The 25,121-nt window shown below is 68.0% G+C and carries 19 protein-coding genes and 2 tRNA genes; 18 read left to right on the top strand and 3 right to left on the bottom strand.

Translation table 11 applies throughout. The features are described 5' to 3' along the window. Positions 1-23 precede the first annotated feature (23 nt). Positions 24-1,052 (top strand): ketol-acid reductoisomerase, encoded by a 1,029-nt coding sequence (gene ilvC, locus BMX93_RS03370; protein WP_091967930.1) that lies wholly within the window; start codon positions 24-26, stop codon positions 1,050-1,052. A gap of 456 nt (positions 1,053-1,508) precedes the next feature. Further along, a complete protein-coding gene (locus BMX93_RS03365; RefSeq protein ID WP_091967925.1) occupies positions 1,509-1,946 on the top strand; it encodes an iron chaperone in 438 nt (145 codons plus the stop codon). Positions 1,947-2,009: 63 nt separating this feature from the next. On the opposite strand, the gene BMX93_RS03360 is transcribed toward BMX93_RS03365, so the two are convergent. Then, entirely contained in the window at positions 2,010-3,074 is a 1,065-nt protein-coding gene (locus BMX93_RS03360) for a 3-isopropylmalate dehydrogenase (RefSeq protein ID WP_091967922.1), read from the bottom strand. Between the two features lie 118 nt (positions 3,075-3,192). On the opposite strand from BMX93_RS03360, the gene BMX93_RS03355 reads away from it, so the two are divergent. From BMX93_RS03355 to BMX93_RS03330, 6 genes are all read left to right on the top strand, one after another. Beyond that, entirely contained in the window at positions 3,193-4,278 is a 1,086-nt protein-coding gene (locus tag BMX93_RS03355; RefSeq protein ID WP_091967919.1) for a branched-chain amino acid aminotransferase, read from the top strand. A 25-nt stretch (positions 4,279-4,303) separates the two neighbouring features. Further along, the gene (gene cimA, locus BMX93_RS03350; RefSeq protein WP_091967916.1) at positions 4,304-5,917 is read left to right on the top strand and encodes a citramalate synthase; all 1,614 of its coding nucleotides are present in this window, start codon (positions 4,304-4,306) and stop codon (positions 5,915-5,917) included. A 48-nt stretch (positions 5,918-5,965) separates the two neighbouring features. Then, the gene (locus tag BMX93_RS03345) at positions 5,966-6,796 is read left to right on the top strand and encodes a fumarylacetoacetate hydrolase family protein (protein WP_091967913.1); all 831 of its coding nucleotides are present in this window, start codon (positions 5,966-5,968) and stop codon (positions 6,794-6,796) included. A gap of 125 nt (positions 6,797-6,921) precedes the next feature. Then, entirely contained in the window at positions 6,922-7,803 is an 882-nt protein-coding gene (locus BMX93_RS03340) for a CPBP family intramembrane glutamic endopeptidase (RefSeq protein WP_091967910.1), read from the top strand. A gap of 64 nt (positions 7,804-7,867) precedes the next feature. After that, positions 7,868-7,939: transfer RNA gene (locus BMX93_RS03335), tRNA-Gln, on the top strand. 105 nt (positions 7,940-8,044) lie between these two features. Beyond that, positions 8,045-8,120, top strand: a tRNA-Glu gene (locus BMX93_RS03330). Between the two features lie 260 nt (positions 8,121-8,380). Here the strand turns inward: BMX93_RS03330 and BMX93_RS03325 are convergent. Next, positions 8,381-9,109, bottom strand: a complete 729-nt coding sequence (locus BMX93_RS03325; protein ID WP_091967890.1) for an IclR family transcriptional regulator — start codon at positions 9,107-9,109, stop codon at positions 8,381-8,383. 53 nt (positions 9,110-9,162) lie between these two features. Here BMX93_RS03325 and leuC point away from each other — a divergent pair, with 53 nt between their 5' ends. From leuC to BMX93_RS03275, 10 genes are all read left to right on the top strand, one after another. Further along, entirely contained in the window at positions 9,163-10,563 is a 1,401-nt protein-coding gene (leuC, locus tag BMX93_RS03320) for a 3-isopropylmalate dehydratase large subunit (protein WP_091967887.1), read from the top strand. A gap of 27 nt (positions 10,564-10,590) precedes the next feature. Continuing rightward, positions 10,591-11,187, top strand: a complete 597-nt coding sequence (gene leuD, locus BMX93_RS03315; RefSeq protein ID WP_091967884.1) for a 3-isopropylmalate dehydratase small subunit — start codon at positions 10,591-10,593, stop codon at positions 11,185-11,187. 73 nt (positions 11,188-11,260) lie between these two features. Continuing rightward, positions 11,261-12,070: a lysophospholipid acyltransferase family protein gene (locus BMX93_RS03310; RefSeq protein ID WP_177170042.1), complete on the top strand. Its 810-nt coding sequence runs from the start codon at positions 11,261-11,263 to the stop codon at positions 12,068-12,070. Positions 12,071-12,138: 68 nt separating this feature from the next. Beyond that, positions 12,139-13,266 carry a D-alanine--D-alanine ligase family protein gene (locus BMX93_RS03305; RefSeq protein WP_091967878.1) on the top strand — a complete coding sequence of 376 codons (1,128 nt, stop codon included), beginning with the start codon at positions 12,139-12,141 and terminating at the stop codon, positions 13,264-13,266. 63 nt (positions 13,267-13,329) lie between these two features. Then, positions 13,330-14,310 (top strand): thiamine-phosphate kinase, encoded by a 981-nt coding sequence (locus tag BMX93_RS03300; RefSeq protein ID WP_091967875.1) that lies wholly within the window; start codon positions 13,330-13,332, stop codon positions 14,308-14,310. A gap of 123 nt (positions 14,311-14,433) precedes the next feature. Next, positions 14,434-17,022 (top strand): DNA translocase FtsK, encoded by a 2,589-nt coding sequence (locus tag BMX93_RS03295; protein WP_177170041.1) that lies wholly within the window; start codon positions 14,434-14,436, stop codon positions 17,020-17,022. Between the two features lie 71 nt (positions 17,023-17,093). Further along, positions 17,094-18,557 carry a 30S ribosomal protein S12 methylthiotransferase RimO gene (rimO, locus tag BMX93_RS03290; RefSeq protein ID WP_091968044.1) on the top strand — a complete coding sequence of 488 codons (1,464 nt, stop codon included), beginning with the start codon at positions 17,094-17,096 and terminating at the stop codon, positions 18,555-18,557. Beyond that, entirely contained in the window at positions 18,554-19,201 is a 648-nt protein-coding gene (pgsA, locus tag BMX93_RS03285; RefSeq protein WP_091967872.1) for a CDP-diacylglycerol--glycerol-3-phosphate 3-phosphatidyltransferase, read from the top strand. The genes rimO and pgsA overlap by 4 nt, the downstream gene beginning before the upstream one ends. After that, complete coding sequence (locus BMX93_RS03280) at positions 19,194-19,706, top strand: CinA family protein (RefSeq protein WP_245725704.1); 513 nt, start codon at positions 19,194-19,196, stop codon at positions 19,704-19,706. The genes pgsA and BMX93_RS03280 overlap by 8 nt, the downstream gene beginning before the upstream one ends. Positions 19,707-19,792: 86 nt before the next feature. Next, positions 19,793-20,092 (top strand): helix-turn-helix domain-containing protein, encoded by a 300-nt coding sequence (locus BMX93_RS03275; RefSeq protein WP_091967866.1) that lies wholly within the window; start codon positions 19,793-19,795, stop codon positions 20,090-20,092. Between the two features lie 241 nt (positions 20,093-20,333). Here the strand turns inward: BMX93_RS03275 and BMX93_RS03270 are convergent, their stop codons facing one another. Further along, positions 20,334-25,004: a DEAD/DEAH box helicase gene (locus BMX93_RS03270; RefSeq protein ID WP_091967863.1), complete on the bottom strand. Its 4,671-nt coding sequence runs from the start codon at positions 25,002-25,004 to the stop codon at positions 20,334-20,336. Between the last annotated feature and the right edge of the window lie 117 nt (positions 25,005-25,121).

Here is a 25,121-nt window from a genome sequence, read left to right as displayed (position 1 = left end):
CGACAACAACAACAGGAGTAGCAATGGCAGAAATGTTCCATGACGACGACGCCGATCTGTCGATCATCCAATCGAAGACCGTGGCCGTCATCGGCTATGGCTCCCAGGGGCACGCGCATGCGCTCAACCTGCGCGACAGCGGGGTGAACGTCGTGGTGGGCCTGCGCGAGGGCTCGTCCTCGGTGGCTCGGGCGAGTGAGGCCGGACTGAGCGTGAAGTCGGTCGAGGAAGCGGTCCGCGAGGGCGATGTCGTGACGATTCTTGCCCCCGACCAGGTGCAGGCGAAGGTCTACGAGGAGTCCATCGAGCCGAACCTCAAGCCCGGTGCCGCCCTGTTGTTCGCCCATGGGTTCAACATCCACTACGGGTACATCAAGCCCAGTGCCGACCACGACGTCATCATGGTCGCACCCAAGGGTCCCGGCCATGTGGTGCGCCGCGAGTTCGTCGCCGGGCGCGGTGTCCCGGTGCTGGTCTGCGTCGAGCAGGACGCCTCGGGCCAGGCCTGGCCATTGGTGCTCTCCTATGCCAAGGCGATCGGTGGGCTGCGGGCTGGCGCGATCAAGACGAGTTTCCGCGAGGAGACCGAGACGGATCTGTTCGGTGAGCAGAATGTGCTGTGCGGTGGACTGTCCAAGCTCATCGAGACCGGCTTCGAGGTGCTCACCGAGGCCGGCTATCAGCCAGAGATGGCCTACTTCGAGGTCTGCCACGAGATGAAGATGATCGTCGATCTCATCAACGAGGGCGGGATCTCCAAGCAGCGCTGGTCGTGCTCCGACACCGCCGAGTACGGCGACTACGTCTCGGGGCCGCGCGTCATCGACCCGCACGTCAAGGAGAACATGAAGGCCGTTCTCGCCGACATCCAGGACGGTACCTTCGCCAAGAAGTTCATGGAGGACCAGGCCGCCGGCGCCCCCGAGTTCAAGAAGCTGCGGGCCCAGGGTGAGGCCCATCCCATCGAGGCCACCGGCCGTCAGATCCGCGCCCTGTTCGCCTGGAGCGAGGACAAGGACAAGGACTACCACGAGGGCTCCGTGGCCCGTTGACCGTCTGGGGTGGGGTGCCTGCGGTGCCCCACCCCAGGCACCCCCATTCGATCACCCTGCAATGGTGATCCTGAACTGCGTGCTGTCAGAAATCCCACCGTGATATTGAGGATCACGCAGTTCAGGATTGCATGCGCCAGCATCCCGTGCGTCTGAATTGTGCGCGCCAGAATCGTGCGCGTCGCTGGTAGGTCGACGCGTTCGGGCCGGATTCGGGCCCGATTATCGCGATGATCGGGTCCGCATCGGACGTCCCCGAATTCGCCATGCAATTCCTGAGCTGTTTCCCTTCGGTGCACCTGTTTTCCCTTCGGTGTGCCGGGCTCCTCTCGGTGCACCTGGCATCGGTTCGTCGAAAGGTGGCTGCCCCGCCTGTTTACGATGCCCCAACCTGTTTTCCGTTCCCCCGTCTGTTGTCGGGTCGGCGCGTTTTGAGGAACGGGCAGACTGGATCGCATGACCGAGACATCAGCCGGCGGATTCAGCGCGCAGGAGCGCGAGGCCATGGCGTCACGAGCGGCCGAGCTGCGCGCCCAGGGCCGCAGCACCGACAAGCGGGCCAGCGGGCTCAAGGCCGTGCTCGAGCGCATCGAGAAGATGGACGAGCCCGACCGGGCGCTCGCCCTCAAAGTGCACGAACTGGTGACCGGCGTGGCACCCCAGCTCATGCCGAAGACGTGGTACGGAATGCCGGCCTATGCGAACGAGCAGGGCAAGGTCGTCGTCTTCTTCCAGGACGCCGGAAAGTTCAAGAGCCGCTACTGCACGCTCGGCTTCCAGGACGTGGCCCATCTCGACGACGGCCCCATGTGGCCCACCAGCTTCGCGCTGACACAATGGACCCCCGGTGTCGAGTCGGTGCTGCGCGGACTGGTGGGCTCAGCGGTCTCCTGAGAGCTGGCAGCTGGGCGCGCGCCTTAGGGCCGACCCGGCCCGCCGTCGGGCCCGGCCGGTTGCTCAACCCAGCCGGGTGACGATCGCTTCGCCGATCTGCGAGGTCGAGCGGGCGGCAGTGCCTCGTTCGGCGATGTCGGCTGCCACGGCGCGCTCGATGCGCTCCGCGTCGGCCTCGCGTCCGAGATGGCGCAGCAGGAGGGCCATCGAGGAGATCGCGGCACTGGGATCGGCGATGCCCTTGCCTGCGATGTCGGGAGCCGAGCCGTGGACCGGCTCGAACATCGAGGGAAAGGTCCGCGCGGTGTTGATGTTCGCGCTGGGCGCCAGGCCGATCCCGCCGGTGATCGCCGCAGCCTCGTCGGTGAGGATGTCGCCGAACAGGTTGTCGGTGACGACGACGTCGAAGCGTTGGGGATCGGTGACGAGGCTGATCGTGGCCGCGTCCACGTGCAGGTAGTCGTGGTGCACCTGGGGGAACTGCTCGGCGACCTGCTCGGTGATGCGGCGCCACAGCCCCCCGGCGTTGACCAGCACATTGTGCTTGTGCACGAGGGTGAGCCGATTGCGCCGCCGCGTCGCCAGCTCGAAGGCATAGCGCACCACCCGCTCCACGCCGAACGCCGTGTTGACGCTCACCTCGGTGGCGATCTCCTGTGGGGTGCCGGCGCGCAGCGTGCCGCCGTTGCCGGCATAGAGGCCTTCGGTGCCCTCGCGGACGACGACGAAGTCGATCGGGCCCTTGTCCAGCACCGCCTGGGACAGCGGACTCGTCACGCCGGGATAGCGGATCGAGGGGCGCAGGTTGACGTCCTGGTCGAAGGCGAACCGAAGCTTGAGCAGCAGGCCACGCTCGAGCAGGCCGGAGGGGATCGTCGTGGATCCGGGCGCCGCCCCCACCGCCCCGAGCACCAGGGCGTCCTTGCCCGCGAGCTCGGCCAGCGTGTCGTCCGAGAGCACCTCGCCGGTCTCCAGCCAGTGCTGGGCACCCAGCTCGTAGTGGGTGATGTCGAACGCGTTCTCGCCCACGGTGGCCGTGAGGACCTTGAGGGCCTCGCCCACCACCTCGGGGCCGATGCCGTCGCCGGGAATGACTGCGAGGGAAGGGTTTCGGGTCGTCTGCGCCATGGCGGTCACTCTATCCGCGCCACTGTGCCCTGCGGTGTGCGGATCAGAACCGGTGAGCGGTGCCCGAACTATGAATGGGACACCGGGCGAGCGTCCCGGCAGGGGATAAACTCCGAGCATGGCATTGACGATCAGCACACCGAGTAATCCGTCCTATCTTGCCGATGACGCGATTGCGAAGATTCACGAGAACCCTGGCTTTGGCGTCTATTTCTCCGATCACATGGCGCTCATCGACTGGACCTCTGAACTCGGCTGGACGAATGCCCGGATCGTAGACCACACGCCGTTCTCGATGGATCCTGCCGGATCGGTCTATCACTACGCCCAGGAGGCCTTCGAGGGCCTCAAGGCCTATCGCCGCGCCGACGGCTCGACCTGGCTGTTCCGGCCGCGCAGCAACGCCCAGCGCTTCGCGAATTCGTGCGCGAGGTTGGCCCTGCCACAGCTGCCCGAGGACGACTTCGTCGAGTCGGTGCGCCAGCTCGTGGCGGTGGACTCCCGGTGGGTGCCCTCCGGGCACGAACAGAGCCTGTACATTCGCCCCTTCGCGGTGGCCACCGAGTCCTTCCTCGGTGTGCGGCCGGGCAAGGCCGTCACCTACTGTGTCATCACCTCGCCGGTCGGCTCCTATTTCGCGGGCGGGGTCGCCCCCGTCGACATCTGGGTCGAGACGCACTACAGCCGGGTCGCGAACGGCGGCACGGGGGCGGCCAAGTGCGGTGGCAACTATGCCGCCAGCCTGCTGCCCCAGGAGATCGCCTATCAGCACGGCTGCAACCAGGTGATGTTCGTCGACAACGCCGAGCACACGTGGGTCGAGGAACTCGGTGGCATGAACTTCGCGATCATCACCAAGGACGACGAACTCATCACTCCTGAGCTCAACGGCAACATCCTGCCGGGCATCACCCGCGACTCCCTGCTCACCCTGGCACCCGAGGTGGGGCTCACGGCGCAGGAGCGCCCGGTGAGCCTCGCCGAGGTCTACGAGGGCCTGGCCAAGGGCACGATCGCCGAGCTCTTCGCGTGCGGCACCGCCGCGGTGATCACGCCCATCGGCTCGCTGACCGATGAGTCCGGCCGTCACGAGGTGAACGTGCCCGCTGACGGCGGTCGCACCATTGCCCTGCGCAATCTCCTCATCGACATCCAGTACGGTCGCATCGCCGACACGCATGGCTGGACCGAGCAGGTCTGCTGAGCCGCTGCGACGAGGACTGCCGAACATGACCGTGGACCCGGTACACCCGGAGAATCTCCAGCTCTATGACACCACCCTGCGCGATGGCGGCCAGCAGGAGGGCATCCAGTTCTCCGTGGCCGACAAGCTGAAGATCGCCGAATTGGTCGACTCCCTGGGGGTCGGTTTCATCGAGGGCGGCTGGCCCGGATCCAATCCGGTCGACACCGAGTTCTTCGCCCGCGCGGCATCCCTCGAGTTGCGCAATGCTCGTCTGGTGGCCTTCGGGTCCACCAGACGAGCAGGACGCCGGGCGGGGGACGACCCCCAGTTGCGGGCGCTGTGCGAGGCCGGGACCGAATGGGTCTGCGTTGTCGCCAAGGCCCATGACATGCACGTCACCCAGGCCCTGCACACCACCCTCGACGAGAACCTCGCGATGGTCACCGAGACCGTTGAGTACCTGATCGGTGAGGGCAAGAAGGTCATTGTCGACGCCGAGCACTACTTCGACGGTTTCCGTAGCAATCCCGCCTACGCCCTCGAGGTGATCCGTGACGCGGCCGAGGCCGGTGCCCAGACAGTCGTGCTGTGCGACACCAATGGCGGCATGCTGCCAAGCTGGATGGGCGACATCGTCTCGTCCTCGGCGTCGATCGGTGTCGAGCTCGGGGTGCACTGTCACAACGACTCCGGCTGCGCGGTGGCCAACAGCCTCGCTGCCCTGGAGGCAGGCGCCAGCCAGGTGCAGGGCACCATCAATGGCTACGGCGAGCGCACCGGAAACATGGATCTCACGACGCTCATCGCCGACGTCCAGCTCAAGTACGGCTGGCCGGTGGTCACCCCCGAGCAGCTGGGAATGCTCACCCAGGTGTCGCGCACCGTCGCCGAGATCGCCAACCAGCCGGCCCAGCTTCGTCAGCCTTTCGTCGGTGAGTCCGCCTTCGCCCACAAGGCAGGGCTGCATGCCAGTGCCCTCAAGGTGAACGACGGCCTGTACCAGCACGTGCAACCCGCAGCGGTGGGCAATGACATGCGGATGCTCATCAGCGAGATGGCCGGGCGGGCCAATATCCAGATCAAGGGCGAGCAGCTGGGCCTGGATCTGTCGGATCGCGAGCTGGCCGGCCGGGTGGCCGATGCGGTCAAGCAGCGCGAGGCGCGCGGCTACGCCTATGAAGCAGCCGATGCGAGCTTCGAGTTGCTCGTGCGCCGGATGGCAGGCACGGGGGACGATGCGCCGTTCGAGGTCATCAGCTGGCGCGTCTTCACCGAACAGGGAGTCATGCCGGCCGACGACCCGGACCACAGCGTGGCTGCTTCCGAGGCCACCGTGAAGCTGGCCGCCAAGGGCACCCGCCAGCTCTACGTCGGCGAGGGAAATGGTCCGGTCAACGCTCTCGACCAGGCGCTGAGCCGGGCCCTCAGCCCGGTCTATCCCCAGGTGCGCCAGTTCGAGCTCACCGACTACCGGGTCCGCATTCTCGATCGGGGCCATGGCACCGACGCGACAGTACGTGTGCAGATCGACACCACCTGCGAGGAGATCACCTGGACGACTGTCGGGGTGGGGGAGAACGTCATCGAGGCAAGCTGGGAGGCCTTGACCGAGGCCTATCTGTTCGGTCTGACGAAGCGCTACGGCCTCGCCCGGTGAGCCCGCGCAGGGCCGGGACCGCTGCCCACCCCGGGATAGATTGGCCCCATGCGCATTGCCCGATACAGCCTCGACGGCCAGGACCCGAGCTTCGGCATCGTCGAGTTGGCCGTTGACGAGGGGGAGCATCCCCAGACCATCGCCGCGATCAGCGGCGACCCGCTGGCCGGGGCGGTGAAGTACACCGGCGAGCGGCACGGCCTCGACGAGGTCCGGCTGCTCGCCCCGGTGATCCCCAGGAGCAAGATCGTCGGCATCGGTCGCAACTATGCCGACCATGCCCGCGAACTGGGCAATGATGTTCCCCAGACCCCGCTGGTCTTCCTCAAGCCCAACACCAGCGTGATCGGCCCTGGCGATCCCGTCATCAAGCCCGTCCAGACCAATGAACTCCACTACGAGGGCGAGCTCGCGGTGGTCATCGGGCGGATCTGCCGCCAGGTACCCCGCTCCCGGGTGCCGGAGGTGATCTTTGGCTACACCGTCGCCAACGACGTGACGGCCCGTGACCTGCAGCGCAGCGACGGTCAATGGACCCGGGCAAAGGGCTGGGACAGCTTTTGCCCGCTTGGCCCCTGGATCGTCAGCCATCTCGAGCCCGGCGAGGCGGCGAGGCTGCACATCACGACCACCCTGGACGGCACCGTCCGCCAGCAGGGCATCACCTCGCAGATGATCCATCCGATCGACGAACTGGTGAGCTTCGTCTCCGAGTTCACCACCCTGCTGCCCGGCGACGTGATCCTCACCGGGACGCCGGCCGGTGTGGGGCCGATGCGACCTGGCCAGCAGGTCTGTGTCGAGATCGAATCGATCGGTTCCCTGACCAATCCGGTTATCGACGGTGCGGCAGATCTCGGCTTCGACGAGGCCCGGTGAGCACTCCCCGCAAGAGGCCTGCGCGCCCCGCGAGGCTCAGCCATCGCGCGAAGTCCCGCCCGGCGGCCCCGGGCCCCTCGCCTCGCGGAACTCGTCGTGGAGTGTCGGGCCGTCCGCCCGCGGACGTGGACTACACCCATGTGTTGGCCGGCCCGCTGCCCGAGGCGGGCACGCGGGCACTGGCGGGAATCCCGTTGGTGCTGCTGGGCTATCTGGTGGTGAGCCAGCTGCTCGTCTCTGTCGGCTCGTGGGTCGCGTGGCTGGCCAGGGGGCGACCGGGCAGTTTCGGCAGCTTCTCCCCGCAGGTCGTCGGCTACCAGCTGCCCGAGGGCGTGCTCATCGTCGATCTGGCGCTGGCTTCGGCGATCCCGGTGGCGATGGCGGCCATGTACTGGATGCACCATATGGCCCCTGGATGGCTCGTCTCGGTGCGCCCGGGCATGAGATGGGGGCTCCTGGCGGCTTTCCTCGTCATCGGTTTCGTGGTGCTCAACGGTGTCTACCTGGCCGGCCGGATGGGCACCCAATGGCAGTTTGCCCCGCCCGAGCATGCGTGGCTGTGGATCGTGCTCGTCGTGCTCACCTCCCCGCTCCAGGCGGCCGGCGAGGAATTCCTCTTTCGTGGCTATCTCCAGCAGGCGGTGGGTGCGGTGAGCAGGCGGACCTGGGTAGCGGTGCTCGTCTCGGCACTGGTCTTCGCGCTGATGCACGGAACCCAGAACCTGCCGCTGTTCGCAGACCGGCTCGGCTTCGGTCTGGTGGCCGGGTACATGGTGGTGCTCACCGGCGGGCTGGAGGCCTCCATCGCGGTCCATGCGGCGAACAATGTGAGCACCTTCTGCTACGCCATCATGGCCGGCACGGTTGCGCAGACGCGCACGGTGAGCCAGAGCAGCTGGAGCGGTGCCGCGGTCAATGTCTTCTCCTATGCCCTGGCCGGTGCGCTCGCGGTGCTCGTCACCCGGGTGGCCAAGGCGCGGACGCGTACCCCACAGACTCCGGTTTGATCTCATGGGGCTGTATCCACTAGAGTCTGTGGACGTTGCCGACGCGGGGGACCGCAAGCGCATTTGGGGTATGGGGTAATTGGCAGCCCGCCGGATTCTGGTTCCGTCAGTCCAGGTTCGAGTCCTGGTACCCCAGCGCACATCGGGTTTCCGCCCAAGGGCGGGGCCGGTGGGCGGCAACCGTGGTGGAGCAGCAGTCGATTCGGCTGAACCAGCGGTACAAGTGAACAAGAAAGTACCTGGCCCCGTTGTGTAGCGGCCTAGCACGCGGCCCTCTCAAGGCTGAAACGGCGGTTCGAATCCGCTCGGGGCTACCAGGTGATGTCAGGGCAGATGATGTGTCGAGGGGCCCCGCGGGCACGCGGGGCCCCTCGACGTGTCGGTGACCCTGCGTGTCGAGTCTGTGCGTATCGCATGGACGCGTAATGGGTCTACGCGAGCCTGGAAACCCACCGAGTCGACCCGGGCGAACTCGGTGGTGCTGGCTATGCCGGTTCTCCGATGTGGCAGGCGGGCATGACCGGCCAAAGCCTCCAGCTGTGGCGGCATTTCTGGTCGGTGCCGCGAGGTGGTGCGCTCAGTGCTCTTCGCCGCCGGCACGGCGCAAGACCTCAGACAGCCGCTCCGCTGCCGCGATCACCGCAGGTGCGTGGAGACGCCCCGGCTGGCGGGTGAGACGCTCGATGGGACCGGACACCGAGACGGCGGCGATGACCTTCCCGCCGGGGGAGCGCACCGGCGCCGAGACCGAGGCAACACCGGGCTCACGTTCACCCACCGACTGGGCCCAGCCGCGCCGGCGCACGGTGTTCAGGGCCACCGCCGAGAAGGTGGCTGAGGCCAGGCCCTCCCTGATCCGGTCCGAGTCCTCCCAGGCGAGCAGCACCTGTGCTGCCGACCCCGCATTCATCGTCACCTGCGCGCCTACCGGGATCGTGTCGCGAAGTCCCGAGGGACGCTCGGCCGCGGCGGCGCAGATCCGGATGTCCCCCTGTCTGCGGAAGAGCTGGGAGGACTCGCCGGTGATGTCCCGCAATCTGGCGAGGATGGGACCGGCAGTCGCCAGCAGGCGATCCTCCCCGGCCGCCGAAGCAAGCTCGACCAGTCGTGGTCCGAGCACGAAACGCCCTTGCAGATCGCGCCCCACCAGGCGATGATGTTCCAAGGCCACGGCGAGGCGGTGGGCAGTGGGCCGTGCCAGACCGGTCGCCTGCACCAGGCCAGCCAGAGTCGTGGGACCCTGTTCCAGCGCGGTGAGCACCAGTGCTGCTTTGTCGAGAACCCCGACACCACTCGTGTTGTCCATAGGGTGAGATTACCATCTCGCATTTTGGTATGTCCAGAGCGATAATGACGCCCATGGCACGGACTCTGGTGGAGAAGATCTGGGACGATCACACGGTATGGCGCGGCGCGGGGGAGCCCGATCTGCTCTACATCGATTTGCATCTGGTGCACGAGGTGACGAGTCCCCAGGCATTCGAAGGGTTGCGTCAGGCGGGCCGGCCCGTGCGGCGTCCCGAGCTGACGGTGGCCACCGAGGACCACAACATCCCCACTGTGGACATCGACCGGCCGATCGCCGATCCGGTCTCGCGGACCCAGGTCGAGACACTGCGCAAGAACTGCCAGGAGTTCGGCGTCCCGCTGCACCCCCTGGGCGACACGCAGCAGGGCATCGTCCACGTGATGGGTCCCCAGCTGGGGCTCACCCAACCGGGTATGACGATCGTCTGCGGCGACTCGCACACCGCCACCCACGGCGCGTTCGGCGCACTCGCCTTCGGGATAGGCACCAGCGAGGTGGAGCACGTGCTAGCCACCCAGACGCTGCCCCAGGCGCGGCCCAAGACGATGGCCGTCACAGTGAAGGGACGCCTCCCGCACGGCGTCACCCCCAAGGATCTCGTGCTCGCCCTCATCGCACAGGTGGGCACCGGCGGTGGGCAGGGATACATCGCCGAGTACCGCGGTGAGGCCATCGAGGCGATGTCGATGGAAGGGCGTATGACGATCTGCAATATGTCCATCGAATGGGGTGCCAAGGCCGGGCTCATCGCGCCCGATGCCACCACCTTCGCCTATCTCAAGGGCCGGCCCCACGCCCCCAAGGGTGCCGAATGGGACGATGCCGTCGAGTACTGGACGAGTCTGCGCTCCGACCCCGACGCCAGCTACGACGCCGAGGTGGTGCTCGATGCAGCCAGCCTGACGCCCTTCGTCACCTGGGGCACCAACCCCGGGCAGGGCGTTCCGCTGGATGCCACGGTGCCCGACCCCAGCAGCTTCGCCAGCGAGGTGCAACGCGTGGCTGCCCGCCGGGCGCTGGAGTACATGGACCTGAAGGCCGGCACGCCGCTGCGCGAGATCCACGTCGACACAGTCTTCCTCGGCTCGTGCACGAACGGGCGCATCGAAGACCTGCGGGCCGCAGCAGCCGTCATCAAGGGCCACAAGGTGGCTCCCGGTGTCCGAATGCTCGTAGTGCCCGGCTCCGATTCGGTGCGCGCGCAGGCCATGACCGAGGGCCTCGACCAGATCTTCATCGACGCCGGAGCCGAGTGGCGCCACGCGGGATGTTCGATGTGCCTGGCCATGAATCCGGACAAGCTGGCCCCCGGGGAGCGCAGCGCATCCACCTCGAACCGTAATTTCGAAGGGCGCCAGGGCCGTGGTGGACGGACGCACCTGGTGAGCCCAGCGGTCGCCGCCGCCACCGCCGTGGCGGGCCATCTGGCTGCTCCGGCCGATCTGTCGTAGTCCCACGCGGAACAGAAGGAATCTGACATGGACAAGTTCTCCGTACACACCGGAATCCCCGTACCGCTGCGTCGCAGCAATGTGGACACCGACCAGATCATCCCCGCCGTCTACCTCAAGCGCATCACCCGCAGCGGTTTCGAGGACGGGTTGTTCAAGAGCTGGCGCGACGACCCGGACTTCGTGCTCAACCAGCCTGCCTATCGCCACGGCACCATCCTCGTCGTCGGCCCCGACTTCGGCACCGGCTCATCGCGCGAGCACGCCGTGTGGGCCCTGCAGAATTACGGCTTCAAGGTCGTGATCGGCTCGCGTTTCGGCGACATCTTCCGCGGCAACGCCGGCAAGTCCGGACTGCTCCTGGCAACCCTGGCTCCTGAGCAGGTGAGCCGGCTGTGGGACTTCGCCGAGACCCGTCCCGGCGAGGCCATCACCGTTGACCTGGTGGCCCGCACCGTCACGGCGGGCGATCTCATGGTGGATTTCGCCGTCGACGACTACACCAGGCATCGTCTGCTCGAAGGCCTCGACGATATCGCCATCACGCTGCGCCACGCCGACAACATCGACGCGTACGAGGCGCGCCGCCCCAGCTTCAAGCCCACCACTCCCGAAGCAGCCTGACACCGGCCGCCGGGCTCCCGCATACCGCGGGCGCCCGGGACGCGAGGAGGACGGCGCTGGCACAATGTCGGCCATGAGCACGATCTCGCAGCCGCCCGGACGACCAGCGCCGGGAAGACGGCGGTATGCCGGAAGACTCGGACGAGTCAACCACGAGCCGGCCAATCGATCCTTCGCCTGGTGTGCTCATGCCGCGACCGCACTTCTGGCGCCGTTCACCCATCTGCACTATCTCAACCAGGACCGCGTGCCCGCTGCCGGCCCGCTCATCGTCGTCCCCAATCACATCTGCTCGCTCGACCCGGTGATCGTCGGCCATTATCTGGCCTACTCGGGACGATGGCCGCATTTCCTCGCCCGGGCCAATCTGTTCGAGGTCCGTGGTCTGGGCACCCTGCTGCGCGCCCTCGAGCAGATCCCGGTGACCCGCGGATCCATCAGCGCGGCAGACTCGCTGCGCACCGCCCGCGAGCGTCTCGACCAGGGACTGGCCGTCATCGTCTATCCCGAGGGCACCTTCACCTACGACCCCGACGAGTGGCCGATGGCCGGGCACACCGGGGCGGCCAGGCTTGCCCTGGAGACCGGCGCGCCCGTGCTGCCGATCGGTCAGTGGGGTGCCAACTTCATCGTCCCGCCGCGTCACAAGCGGCCGGTCCACCTGCTGCCTGCCACGGATGTCACCGTCTCGGCCGGTCCACTGGTCGATCTCGCCGGACTGGGCGAAGGCGACCATGACCGGCACGCCGTCTTCGAGGCCACCACCCGGATCATGAATGCCATCACTGCCGAGGTCAGCCGGGTCAGAGGGCTCGAACCTCCCGCAGGGCGCTGGCATCCGGGCCGGCGCGAACGCGTCGACGTGCAGGCCGCCGTGCTGTGACCGAAGTCAGGTCCCGCCGCGGCGCGGACCTCACTAGTCTTGTCAGGTCGTCCAACCGAGAGGAATCCATGCCCGGACAGCTCAATGAGCGGATCAGCATTGCCGTCGTCTTCGGGGGGCAGTCCACCGAGCACGAGGTGTCCTGCCTCACGGCGGCCGCGGCGCTCGGCGCCATGGACACCTCCCGCTACGAGGTGCACGGAATCGGTATCGACAAGTCGGGCATCTGGCATCGCTACCGTCCAGAGGAGATCCGTGCCCTTCAGGTGGTGGGCGAGCAGCTGCCGGTGGTCGATCCGCACCGGCCCGCAGCAGTGCTGGTGCGCGGCGCAGAGGGGGTGCGCCTCGCGAGCATCGACGGCCAGCGGTTGTCCGAGGAGACGCCCATCGACCTGGCCTTTCCCCTCATGCACGGGGCCTACGCCGAGGACGGCACCATCGAGGGCTACTTCGAGATGCTGGGCCTGCGCTATGTCGGCTGCGGCGTCACGAGCAGCGCGATCGGCATGGACAAGCAGTTCATGAGGATCTGCTTCCAGCAGGCCGGCATTCCGGTGGGCCCGTGGCTCGCGATCGGCTCGCACCAGTGGCCTCGGCATTCCGACGAGCTGCTCACGCGGATCCGTGAGGAGCTGCGCTTCCCGGTCTACGTCAAGCCCTCCCGGGGCGGTTCCTCGGTCGGCATCGCCAGGGTCGCCGAGCCCCAGAACTTGCCCGAGGCCATCGAGCACGCCCGCAGATTCGACCCGAAGGTCATCGTGGAGCAGGGCATCGTAGGCGGACGCGAGGTCGAGTGCGCGGTGCTCGAGGCGGTGCCCGGTGAGCCGCAGGCCTCCGTGCCCGGCGAGATCGCCATGCACGCAAACGATGGCTTCTACGACTACAAGGCGAAGTACCTGCCGCACGGGGAGGTCGAGCTTCGCGTGCCGGCACCCATGGATGACGCGGCGCGTCGGCGCGTCCAGGAGCTCGCCGTGCGCTGTTTCACGGCACTCGACTGCGAGGGATTGGCCCGGGTGGACCTCTTCCTCATGCCCGATGGCGAGGTCTTCGTCAACGAGATCAATACACTGCCCGGGTTCACCGCGCTGTCGATGTACCCGAGCCTGTGGCGAGCCTCGGGCATCGAGTACCCGCAGCTCATCGACCGGCTCATCGACGCCGCGCTGGCGCGCCCGTCGACGGTCTTGCGCTGAGCCGACGGCAGGCGGAAAAATCACCGGACGACAGCACGCCGTGCGAACGCTAGCGTGTGCCTCATGCCGCGAAGCACACCATCATCCGCCGAACAGACAGTCGCCGACATCGGGGAATTCGGCCTCATCGCCAACATCATCCGGGGACTGAGCCGTACCCCGGCCGTCTCCGTGGGGCCCGGCGATGACTCGGCCGTCTATCTGATCAACGGCTCGGCGGTCACGAGCACCGACATCCTCATCGAGGGAGTGCACTTTCGGCGCGATTGGTCCAGCGCCACCGAGATCGGACGCAAGAGCGTCGCTGTCAATGCCGCCGATATCGAGGCGATGGGGGCCACACCGGTCGCCGTCGTCATGAGCCTGGGTGTGCCAGGCGACCTGCCCGTGCGCTGGGTGAAGGACTTCGCTGCCGGTTTCCGCGCCGAGGCGGACACCGCGGGGCTGGCGCTCGTGGGGGGCGACACCAGTTCGGCGCGCGACATCACCATCAGTGTCACCGTGATCGGCGAGACCGGTGCTCTGGAGCCCGTGCTGCGCACCGGGGCGACGCCCGGTGAGGTCGTGGCAGTATGTGGACGCCTCGGCTGGGCGGCTGCCGGGCTGACCGCCCTGGGAAGGGGATTCCGCAGCCCGCGGGCCGCGGTGGACTCCCAGCGGGTGCCGGTCGTGCCCTATGGGGAGGGCCGGCGCGCCGCCCTCGGGGGAGCGACGGCGATGATCGACATCTCCGACGGGCTGCTGGCCGATCTCAACCACGTGGCGCAGGCCTCGGGCGTGTGGATCGACGTGGAGACGGCCGCCTTCGAGATTCCCGAACCCGTTGCCGCCGTGGCCTCGGCGGTGGGAAAGGACCCCCTCGACTTCGTCCTCACCGGCGGTGAGGACCATGCGCTGGCTGCCTGCTTCCCGATGGGGGAGCTGCCCAGTGGGTGGGTGGGCATCGGCACGGTGCGCGAAGCCGATGAGTCCGGTCCAATGGTGACCGTTGACGGGCGCCCCCACGAAGGCGCGAGCGGGTGGGAGCACTTCCGGCGAGGTTGATGGCGCGGCGCGCTGTCTGGGACGCCTGCGGCGCGCTGTCTGGGACGCCTGCGGCGCGCTGTCTGGGACGCCTGCGGCGTGGGTTCTCGGTGGATCCGGCGGGCTCCGGGTAGCCTGCGTGTCATGGCGACCCGCGCGTCTTCCCCGACGCGGACTCGCGGTACACGCAGCACGAAGCGCAGCCAGAGCACTTCGCGCCGCACCACGAGCACGCGACCGAGCGGAAGCAAGAAGAAATCCGTGTCCACCCGGCCCTCGAACGGCGGGCGGGCCCGCAGCCGCGCGCCCAGGCCCAATCCCGTGCTGCGCGGTGTGGTCGCGGTCTGGCTCGGACTTGCCCACGGTCTGGGTGCCCTGGTGCGCGGCATCGGCCGTTCGGCCCGCGACAGCGATCCCGCGCTGCGGCGCGACGGCGCAGGCCTGGCGCTGTTCGTCCTCGCGCTGCTTGTCGCGGCGCAATTCTGGGTGGGACTGCCTGGACCCCTCGGTCACAGCGTCGAGGTGGCGGTCTCCAGCCTGTTCGGCGCGCTGAGCCCGGTCCTCCCGGTGCTGCTGGCGGCGATGTCGTGGCGCACGCTTCGCGATCCGCGCCGCAATGGTCCAGCCGGCCGTCAAGTGCTCGGCTGGTCGCTGTTGTGCCTGGGCCTGCTGGGTCTGGTCAACCTCACCGTGACACCGCTGCCCACACCGGCCGCCCCTGAGCTCATGAGGGCCCATGGCGGCATCATCGGCTACATCTCCAGCTCGATGCTCACCCAGCTGGTGCCGGCCTGGTTCGCCGCCGTGCTGCTCGTCGTCCTGATCGGCTTCGCCCTGCTGGTGATCGTGGGGCGACCCATCCACGAGATCATCGCCCAGCTGCGCGAACTCGCCACGGGGGTCAGCGAGCGGATGCGGACCCGACGCGACCGGCGTGAGGCCGACAGGCTGCGTTTCGGTGTGGACGAGGCCTTCGACACGCCCATCATCGAGGAGCGGGATTCTGCGTCCCGCACCGATCCCCTGCCCCCAGGGCCGGCGGGGCACGCTCCGGGCCGGACTGAGCCCTCGATGGAGCAAGAGGGCGCAGCGAATCCTCTTTCCACGGCGGGGGCCACGGCGCATGAGGCAGTCCAGGCCCCTGGCGGGGACACTGCGGCGTCGGTCAGTGCCGAGGCACCCGCGTCGGCACCGGATCTGGCGCCCCCGGAGCACCTGCCGGCCGCACCGCGCGTCGAGCAACTGCAGCTGTCCGGCGATGTGCAGTATGTGCTGCCCGAACTCGGTCTGCTCAAGGCCGGATCGGCCCCCAAGGCCCGCACCGAGGCATCAGACCATGTGGTGGGGGCCCTGCAAGAGGTCTTCTCCGAGTTCGACATCGATGCCCGGGTCAGTGGCTACACGCGCGGCCCGACCGTCACCCAGTACGTCGTGGAACTCGGCTCCGGCGTCAAGGTGGAGAAGGTCACCGCGCTGCACCGCAACATCGCCTATGCGGTGGCCTCGCCCGATGTGCGGATTCTGTCTCCCATACCGGGCAAGTCCGCGATCGGGATCGAGATCCCCAATCGGGACAAGGAGGTCGTGAGTCTCGGCGATGTGCTGCGCAGCGCGCAGGCCCGTGCCAGCGACAAGCCTCTTGTCGTGGGCCTCGGCAAGGATGTGCAGGGCCGCGTCGTCCTCGCCAATATCGCGAAGATGCCCCATCTGCTCGTCGCGGGCGCCACCGGCTCCGGCAAATCGAGTTTCGTGAACTCGATGATCACCTCGATCATGATGCGCGCCACTCCCGACGAGGTGCGGATGATCCTGGTCGATCCCAAACGTGTCGAACTCAACCAGTACGAGGGCATCCCCCACCTCGTGACCCCCATCATCACCAATCCGAAGAAGGCCGCCCAGGCCCTGGAGTGGGTGGTCCAGGAGATGGAGCGACGCTACGACGACCTGGCCGCCTTCGGATTCCGCCACATCGATGATTTCAACAAGGCCGTACGGGCCGGCCAGGTGACCCTTCCTGCCGGTTCCGAGCGCGTCCTCACCGCCTACCCCTATCTGCTCGTGGTGGTGGATGAGCTCAGCGATCTCATGATGGTCGCCCCCCGTGATGTCGAGGACTCGATCGTGCGGATCACCCAGCTGGCGCGCGCGGCGGGAATCCACCTCGTGTTGGCAACCCAGCGTCCCTCCGTGGACGTGGTCACCGGTCTCATCAAGGCCAACATCCCCTCGCGGCTTGCCTTCGCCACGAGCTCGGCGACCGATTCGCGGGTCATCCTCGACCAGACCGGCGCCGAAAAGCTCGTCGGGCAAGGCGATGGACTGTTCTTGCCGATGGGTGCGGCGAATCCCAAGCGTGTCCAGGGCAGCTGGGTCACCGAGGCCGAGGTGCGCGAAGTGGTGGCCCGCGTCAAGGGGCAGCTCGAGGCCAGCTACCGCAACGATGTCACGACGCCGGCCGGTGGCGAGAAGAAGGTCGCCGAGGACATCGGCGACGACCTCGAGCTGGTGCTCGAGGCGGCCCGCCATGTCGTCGAGCTACAACTCGGGTCGACGTCGATGCTTCAACGCAAGCTGCGTATCGGCTTCGCGAAGGCAGGACGGATCATGGACATCCTGGAGACTCGCGGGGTGGTCGGGCCCAGCGAGGGCAGCAAGCCCCGCGAGGTGCTCGTCAAGCCCGAGGCGCTCGACGATGTGCTGGCCGGGCTGGCGGGCGAACAGGCTGAGTGAGGATCGCGGCCACTGCGACGGCCTGGCCGCGGGACGCCCGGTCGCCGGACTCGGGAATACTGGGGAGCATCATGACGAAAACCGCTGTTCATCTGGTCAGCTTGGGCTGCGCGCGCAATGACGTGGATTCTGAGGAGCTTGCCGCCCGCCTGGAAGCGGGCGGTTTCACCCTGGTCGACGACGCCCAGGCGGCGGATGCCGTGATGGTGAACACCTGCGGCTTCGTGGCCCAGGCCAAGAAGGACTCGATCGACACGATCCTGGCTGCCGCCGACCCCGACACGGGAGGCCACCACCGGCCGGTCGTCGCCGTGGGCTGCCTCGCCGAACGCTACGGCGCCGAATTGGCCGCTGAGCTGCCCGAAGCCACAGTCCTCGGATTCGATTCCTATCCGCAGATCGCCCATCGGCTGCGCGAGATCCTCGAAGGACATCCGCCGGCACCGCACATTCCCCGCGACAGGCGCGCTGGGTTGCCCATCGCTCCCGTGGACCGGCATGCGGTGCGCCTGCCGGTGCCGGGGCACCAGGGGGATCTGCCCGAGGGGATTGCTCCCGCATCCGGTCCCCGGGTGCTGCGGCACCGATTGAACCAGGCTCCCTGGGCACCTCTGAAGATCGCCTCGGGGTGCGACCGGCGCTGCGCATTCTGTGCCATCCCCAGCTTCCGTGGCGCCTATCTGTCGCGCCTGGGCAGCGAGATTCTCACCGAGGCGCGGTGGCTGGCGCAGCAGGGCGTCCGCGAGGTGCTGCTGGTGTCGGAGAACTCGTCGAGCTACGGAAAGGATTTGGGCCAGCTGAGGGCCCTGGAGAACCTGCTCGGTGAGCTGTCCGGTGTGGACGGGCTGGAGTGGATTCGAGTGAGCTATCTGCAACCCGCCGAGATGCGTTCGAGCCTCATCGACGTCATGTGCGGCACCGAGAAGGTGATCCCCTACTTCGATCTGAGCTTCCAGCATGCCTCGCGCGCTCTGCTTCGCTCGATGCGGCGCTTCGGCGACGAAGACAGCTTTCTCGAACTCATCGCGCAGATCAGGAGCCGGGCTCCCAGGGCAGGAATCCGCAGCAATGTGATTGTCGGTTTTCCCGGCGAGACGGAACACGATCTCGGGGTGCTCGAATCCTTCCTGGGCCGGGCGGGGCTCGACGCGATCGGCGTCTTCGGGTACTCCGACGAGGACGGCACTGCTGCCGCCGAGTTGCCCGGGCACATCGACGAGGACGACATTGCCGTGCGCGTCGAGCGGATCAGTGCGCTGGCGGCAGAACTGTGCGATCAGCGTGCCGCCGAGCGGGTCGGTGAGGACACCACTGCGCTCGTGGAGACGATCGACGAGCAGGGCATCTGGGGGCGCGCCAGTCACCAGGGTCCGGACGTCGACGGCGCCACGCAGCTGGTCTGCCCCGCCGGTGAGGCATCTCGTCAGGTCGCGGTCGGCGATATTGTGGCGGCGCACGTGATCTCGTCGCAGGGAGTCGACCTCACGGCCGAGATCACCGACCGATCAGCTCACGAAGGGGCATCGCGGGTATGAGCACATCGTCCGAATCGCCAGACGAGACGACGACGCTCGACTTCGCCTGGAACATCCCGAATATTCTCACCATCACCCGGCTCGTCCTCGTGCCGGTCTTCGCCGTGGTGCTGCTCGTGCATCCTGAGTCGCAGGGCTGGCGGATCGGTGCGGCCGTGGTGTTCGCGGTGGCCATCCTCACCGACTTCGTCGACGGGCGTCTGGCCCGCAAGCTCCACCAGGTGACGAATTTCGGGAAGATCTGGGATTCGGTCGCGGACAAGGCCATCACCGGCATGGCATTCGTCGGCCTGTCGCTGATCGGTGAGCTTTCCTGGTGGATCACCGTCATCATCCTTCTCAGGGAGTGGGGCATCACGTTCATGCGGGTGCGCATGTTGCGCTACGGCGTTATGTCGGCCAAGAGGGGCGGCAAGCTGAAGACTGCTCTGCAGGGCGTGGCGTTGACACTCTTCCTGCTCGGGCTACCGGTCTTCGGGACCTGGTTCTATGTGACAAAGTGGGTCTTCATGTGGGCGGCGTTCGGCCTCACGGTACTCACCGGGCTCGACTATCTCGTGGACGCTGCGCGGCTGCGCCGGGTGTCGCTGGCGGCGGGCCATGCCATCGACTACGACGAGTTCAAGAAGCACCGCCTTGGCTGATGTACCGGGTGCCCTCGATGCAGCCGAGGGGGAAGCCAGCGCGGCGGCACGGATCCTGGCAGCGCTCAGGGCCCGAGGGTTGACCTTGGCAAGCTGTGAGTCGATCACCGGTGGCGGAATCGGCTGGGTGCTCACCAGCATTGCGGGCTCCTCATCGGTCTTCCGCGGCGGGCTCATCACCTACGCCACCGATCTCAAGGTCTCCCTGGCAGGAGTCGACGAGCACTACGTAGCCGGACACGGCGTCATCAATGAGACGACCGCCCGGCAGATGGCTGCCGGAGCCCGCCAGCTCTGCCGAGCCGACGTGGCAGTGGCGGCCACCGGTACGGCCGGACCCGAAGGCCAAGATGGCGTGCCGCCAGGAAGTGTCTGGCTGTGTGTGAGCGCCCCCGAGCGGACCCTGACCCGTCATGTGACGCTGAGCGGAGATCGTTGCCTGGTCCGGCGGGCCACCGTGCGGGCCGCCCTGGAACTCCTCTCGGACACCCTTGTGGAAGGTTGAATTATCCGGGCGGCGCGGGAATGAACGGGCTCGGCGTCACGTTAGGACCAGTGACCTCATCGTGAGGCGCGTGATGGGAGGGCACCGTGAAGCCACTACTGGTCAGGGAGCTGTTGGGCGAGGCATTGCGTGAGCGCCGAGTGAGCCAGGGGCGGACGCTGCGCGACGTGTCGCTGGCTGCCCGGGTAAGCCTCGGCTATCTGTCTGAAGTTGAGCGGGGCCAGAAGGAGGCCTCCAGCGAACTGCTCTTCGCCATCTGTGCCGCGCTTCATGCCCCGCTCTCGGAGATCCTGCAGCGGGTCAGTGACAAGATGCTGCTGTTGGAGTCCGAGCGGGGCAATCAGCGCCTCGGCGTGGCACGTCAGCCGGTCGCTGCAGCGGCGTGATCGTCGTTTCCCGGGGGTGCGGCGCAGTCGCACCCCCCATATCGTGATATCTGTCCGCATGTGAGGCGCCAGCCGCGCCGTGCGTCCCGTGGCGCGCCCAGTTCTCGCGTCGATGCACCAGCAGGTCATGGCGGCACCGGCCTCGTCTGGCGAGGAGGCGGCCCGTGGCGATGCACGCGCGGTCCTGGGCGGCCGGGCGGCCGATCCGCGCGTTCCTCGCCGGCCCCCTCGCTCCCGCCGTTCAGCCGTGGCGGCGGCGCTTGTAGCCCTGGGGCACCATGACGAACCCCGCAGCGGCCATCGCCTCGGTATGGACTCCCTCGGACAGGGCCGCGGCACCATCCACCCGGTCGATCGAGATCGGCTGGATCGCCGAGCGATCCACGGCCTCACCCATGAGCGCGAGGGCCTGCGCGAGGTCTTCCGCGTTGGTCGAGTCGAAGGTGACGAGGGTGCGCGCGCCGCGTTCCAGATAGCACACCGGTGCTCCATCGGCGAGCACTACCAGCGCCCCCGCCTTGCGCGTCGGTCGATGGCCCTTGCTGGACGGCCACTCCAGTGCCGCCCCGTAAGGGTTTGCCGGGTCGCACGCGGCGAGCAGCCGCATGGGGGTCGGCGCCGCCTGGCGCAGGCGGTCCACGGCTCCGGGCATGGCGAACTGTGCTCCTCCCAGCCCAGTGACGAAATAGCCGCGGCGGACGACCCCGGATTCTTCCATCCGTGCCAGGACCCGGTATGCCTGCGCGAAGCTGGGCGTCGCCGGTTCGCTGAGCACGCTTCCCCTCGTGAGGACGCCGTAGCGTGCCAGCTGTGTGTCGAGGGACTCGAGGAGCCGGTTGGGCTCGTCGCCCCGATGCACGACGGCCGCCCACCGCTCACCTGTGAGGGGCGCGTCCCGGCCGCGCGGCCGCAGCCTCTGGCGTCGGGGATGTGGGGTGGCCGGTCGCTTCAGGCTGCCCTGGGTGGTCAGTGCTCGTACCGAGGTGAAGGTGTCGGTGGTCACCATCCCGGCCCAGGCCAGCTCCCACAGCGCATCCTGGACAGCGCCCGGGCCCTGCTGAGGGCTCACGAGATCGCTCACCCGCCAGCCGCCGCCGGCCGCCAGCCTGGTGATGAGTTCCTTGGCGAGGGGGCTCAGCGATTCCGGTGCCGGGGGAGCAGGGGGCTGCACCCCGCCCGGCCACAGTGTCACCCAGCCGTCATGGGATCCGATGGCCCCGGAACCCATCCAGATCAGTTCGCCGGTGGCCAGCGCCTCGTCCAGCAGTGCTGGGTGGTATCCCGGGAGACGGGCCGGCAACACCACGGACTCGAGCATGGAGGCGGGCAGGGGATACCCGGTGAGCAGATCGGCGACGCCCAGCAGATCGTCGAGGCTGGTCTGCGGAGTAGGGAGCGGGTCCTGCCGGGCCTCGATCGGGGCGAGCTGCTGCCAGGCATCGAGGAAACGCGCGAGCTGCTGCTGGTCCACCGCCTCAACGTCGTTGCGCAGCGCTGCGAGGGTGCGCCGCTTGATGAGCGTGAGCACCCGCTCATGACAGTACTGGGTGGCAGCGGGATCCTCGCCGAGCGCGGCGAAGTCCGGCGGGGAGTCAGTTTCGCCGGGGTGTGGCAGGATCGTGCCGCGTACCAGGGTGCCGGCATCGGTGAGACGGTCGAGGGCCGAGCGAGCCGTGTCGAGAGCCAGCCCGTAGCGCTGTGCCAGTGAATCTGCAGTGCACAGGGCGTGGTGCCTCACCCAGCGCAGCGCCACGTCGGCCAGGGCCTCCTCCACGGCGCGCGGCGGGGGCGCGGACATGGCCGGGGGCACCGGAACGCCCAATGCGTCGCGTAACAGGCCGATGTCGGTATCGCTGCAGACCATCGGGATTCCCGCCACCCGGACGGTGCTCATCCGCCGATGCTCGATGAGCTGCGCTATCCAAAGGTCGGCGTCACCGGCACTGCGCTCGCGACACTCCGCCGCAGTGAGCGGCCCGATGGTTCGTACCAGCTCCCACAGCTGCTCGGCGGTGGTGGCCTGGCGGTCGTGGGCCAGGGCCTGGAGCTCGGACTCGATGGCGGCGGCAATGGCGGGGTCGAGCAGTTCCTCCGCGCCCTCGCGGCCCAGCAGCTCGGCAAGGATCCCGGAGTCGACCGTCAGTGCGGCCAACCGGCGCTCCGCGAGCGGCTGATCGCTGTCGTAGACGAACTCGCCCACATAACCGAACATGAGACTGCGAGCGAAGGGAGACGGCTGGGGTGTTTCGATGCCCACCACACGGACGCGGCGTGCCGCAATCTCGGACATGAGCCGGGTGAGAGCCGGGAGATCGAAGACGTCCTGGAGGCATTCGCGCATCGCCTCGACGACGATCGGGAAGTCCCGGTACCCGGCGGCGACGCCCAATAGCTGCGCGGACTTGATGCGCTGTTGCCACAGGGGGGAACGCTGCCCCGGATTGCGCCGGGGCAGCAGCAACGCCCGGGCCGCGCATTCGCGGAACCTGGCAGCGAACAGAGCGGAGCCGAAGACCTGCTCGCTCACCAGGGATTCCACATCCGAGGGGGCCATGTCCAGCAGCGATGAGTCCGGGCTCGCCTGATCGGTGTCGGGCAGCTGGATGATGATGCCGTCATTGGTGGCGGTAGCGTGCACCTCGACGCCGTAGCGTTCCTGGGCCTTCGCCCCGATGACGAGCGCCCAGGGCTGGAGGACCGCGGAGCCCAGCGCGCAATGCACGCAGATCCGCCAGTCGCCGATCTCGTCGCGGAAGCGCTCGACGAGGATCGTCCGGTCGTCGGGAAGCACTCCGGTCGCCGAGCGCTGGTCGTCCAGGTAGGACAGCAGATTCTCCGCAGCGCGCGGATCGAGACCCCTGCTGGTGAGCCTTTCCGCAGCGCGCCCATGGGCCAGTTGGCCCAGCTCGCGCACTGCCCGGCCCAGGGCGGCCCCCAGCTCCGCGGGGCGGCCCGGGGAATCCCCGCGCCAGAAGGGCAATCTGCCCGGCAAGCCCGGGGCAGGAGAGACGAGGACCTGACTCGTTGTGATGTCCTCGATGCGCCAGCTGGAGGTGCCCAGCGTGAAGACATCGCCCACCCGCGACTCGTAGACCATCTCTTCGTCGAGTTCGCCCACCCGGCGGCCCGGCTGGTGCTTGCCCGACGCGGTGCCTTCTCCGACGAGGAAGACCCCGAACAGTCCCCGGTCGGGGATCGTGCCGCCACTCGTGGTGACCAGCCGGCGGGCTCCCGGGCGGGCGCTGAGCACATCGGTGGCGCGGTCCCACACGAGCCGGGGCCGCAGTTCGGCGAAGTCCTCGCTGGGATAGCGTCCGGTGAGCATGTCGAGCACGGCATCGAATGCGCTGCGCGGCAGCTCCCGGAAGGCATCGGCCCCGCGCACGATTCGGTACAGCTCGGCCGAGGTGGGCGAGTGCGACAGGCACATCGAGACCAGCTGCTGGGCCAGCACATCGAGCGGATTGCGCAGCTGACGGACCGCCTCGATTTCGCCCTGCTCCATCCGGCCAGCCACGACGGCGGACTCCAGGACATCGCCGCGCGAGGTGGGGAAGAAGATGCCCTCGGAGACCGCCCCGACCTGGTGACCGGCGCGACCGACGCGTTGCAGGCCGCTGGAGACCGACGGCGGCGACTGCACCTGGATCACGAGGTCGACGGCCCCCATGTCTATGCCAAGTTCCAGGGAGCTGGTGGCCACGACGCACGGCAACCGGCCGCTCTTCAGATCGGATTCGATCTGGCTGCGGCGCTGTTTGGACACCGAACCGTGGTGGGCGCAGGCGATGATCGGGTATTCGGTGCCGTCCATGCCATGCGTGGTGGCCGACGCTGTCATGACCTGCGCCGGCAGGGGATGGGGCTCGGGGTGGGCGCCGAGGTCGGCCGCATGCAGTTCGTTGAGATGTGCCGTGAGGCGCTCGGCGAGGCGACGGGAGTTGACGAAACAGAGAGTGGAGCGATGCGCGAGGACGAGGTCGAGGATTGCTCGCTCGATGGGAGGCCACATGGACTGCTGGTCCGGCGCCGAATCCGGCGGGTCCGGCGCGGCGGGGGTGCGCAGCTGCGTCATGTCCTCGATCGGCACCACGACCTTGAGCTGCCAGGTCTTGTCCGCGGGTGGGCTCACGACGCGTACCGGATGGCGCCCACCGAGGAATTCGGCCACGCGCTGTGCAGGCCGGACTGTCGCCGACAGCCCGATACGCTGGAACCCGCCTCGTGTGCCCATTGACTCGAGACGCTCCAGGCTCACCATGAGATGGGCTCCCCGCTTGCTGCCTGCCAGGGCATGGACCTCGTCGACGATGACGGTCTGGACCGAATCCAGCGTCGTGGCGACCTGGCTCGACAGCATGAGGAACAGCGACTCCGGAGTGGTGATGAGGATGTCGGGGGGATGGCTGCTCAAGGCACGCCGCTCGGCGGCGGAAGTGTCCCCCGAGCGCACCGCCACGCTCACCTGTGGCGCGCTGAGACCCAGACGCTCGGCTGTGGCAGCGATGCCTCTCAGCGGTGCGCGCAGGTTGCGTTCCACGTCGACTGCGAGCGCCTTGAGGGGAGAGATGTAGAGCACCTTCACACCGGCCGTGGGCGGGCTGTCGGATACTCCCGCGTCCGCCGCATCGATGATCGGGGGCTGGGCACCGAGCGCTGCGGCCCAGGGGAGGGGGTGAGGGGCGTGCTCGGGGCGCGAGAGCCGGTCAAGGCTGTGCAGGAAGGCCGCGAGTGTCTTCCCGGAACCGGTTGGCGCGATGACCAGGGCGTTCTCCCCCGAGCCGATGGCCTGCCAGGCGGCCAGTTGGGCGGGCGTGGGCGCCTCGAAGACATCGGTGAACCAGCGTCTGGTGGCCTCGCCGAAGCCATTGAGCGCATCGGCGCTGGCCGGGGCTGGGTCACTGGCTGTCATGGGGGCCAGTCTGGCGCGGAGCAGTGACGTTTTCGAGCTGGCTCGCGCGGGGCCGATCCGCGCCGGTGGTGCCGGGCACCGGCCTGGCCGTCTGAGGGAATCCCCGGGCCCGCCGCG

Source organism: Propionibacterium cyclohexanicum (assembly GCF_900111365.1).
Taxonomy (GTDB): Bacteria; Actinomycetota; Actinomycetes; order Propionibacteriales; family Propionibacteriaceae; genus Propionibacterium; species Propionibacterium cyclohexanicum.
This window is presented reverse-complemented; position numbering and strand designations above follow the sequence as displayed.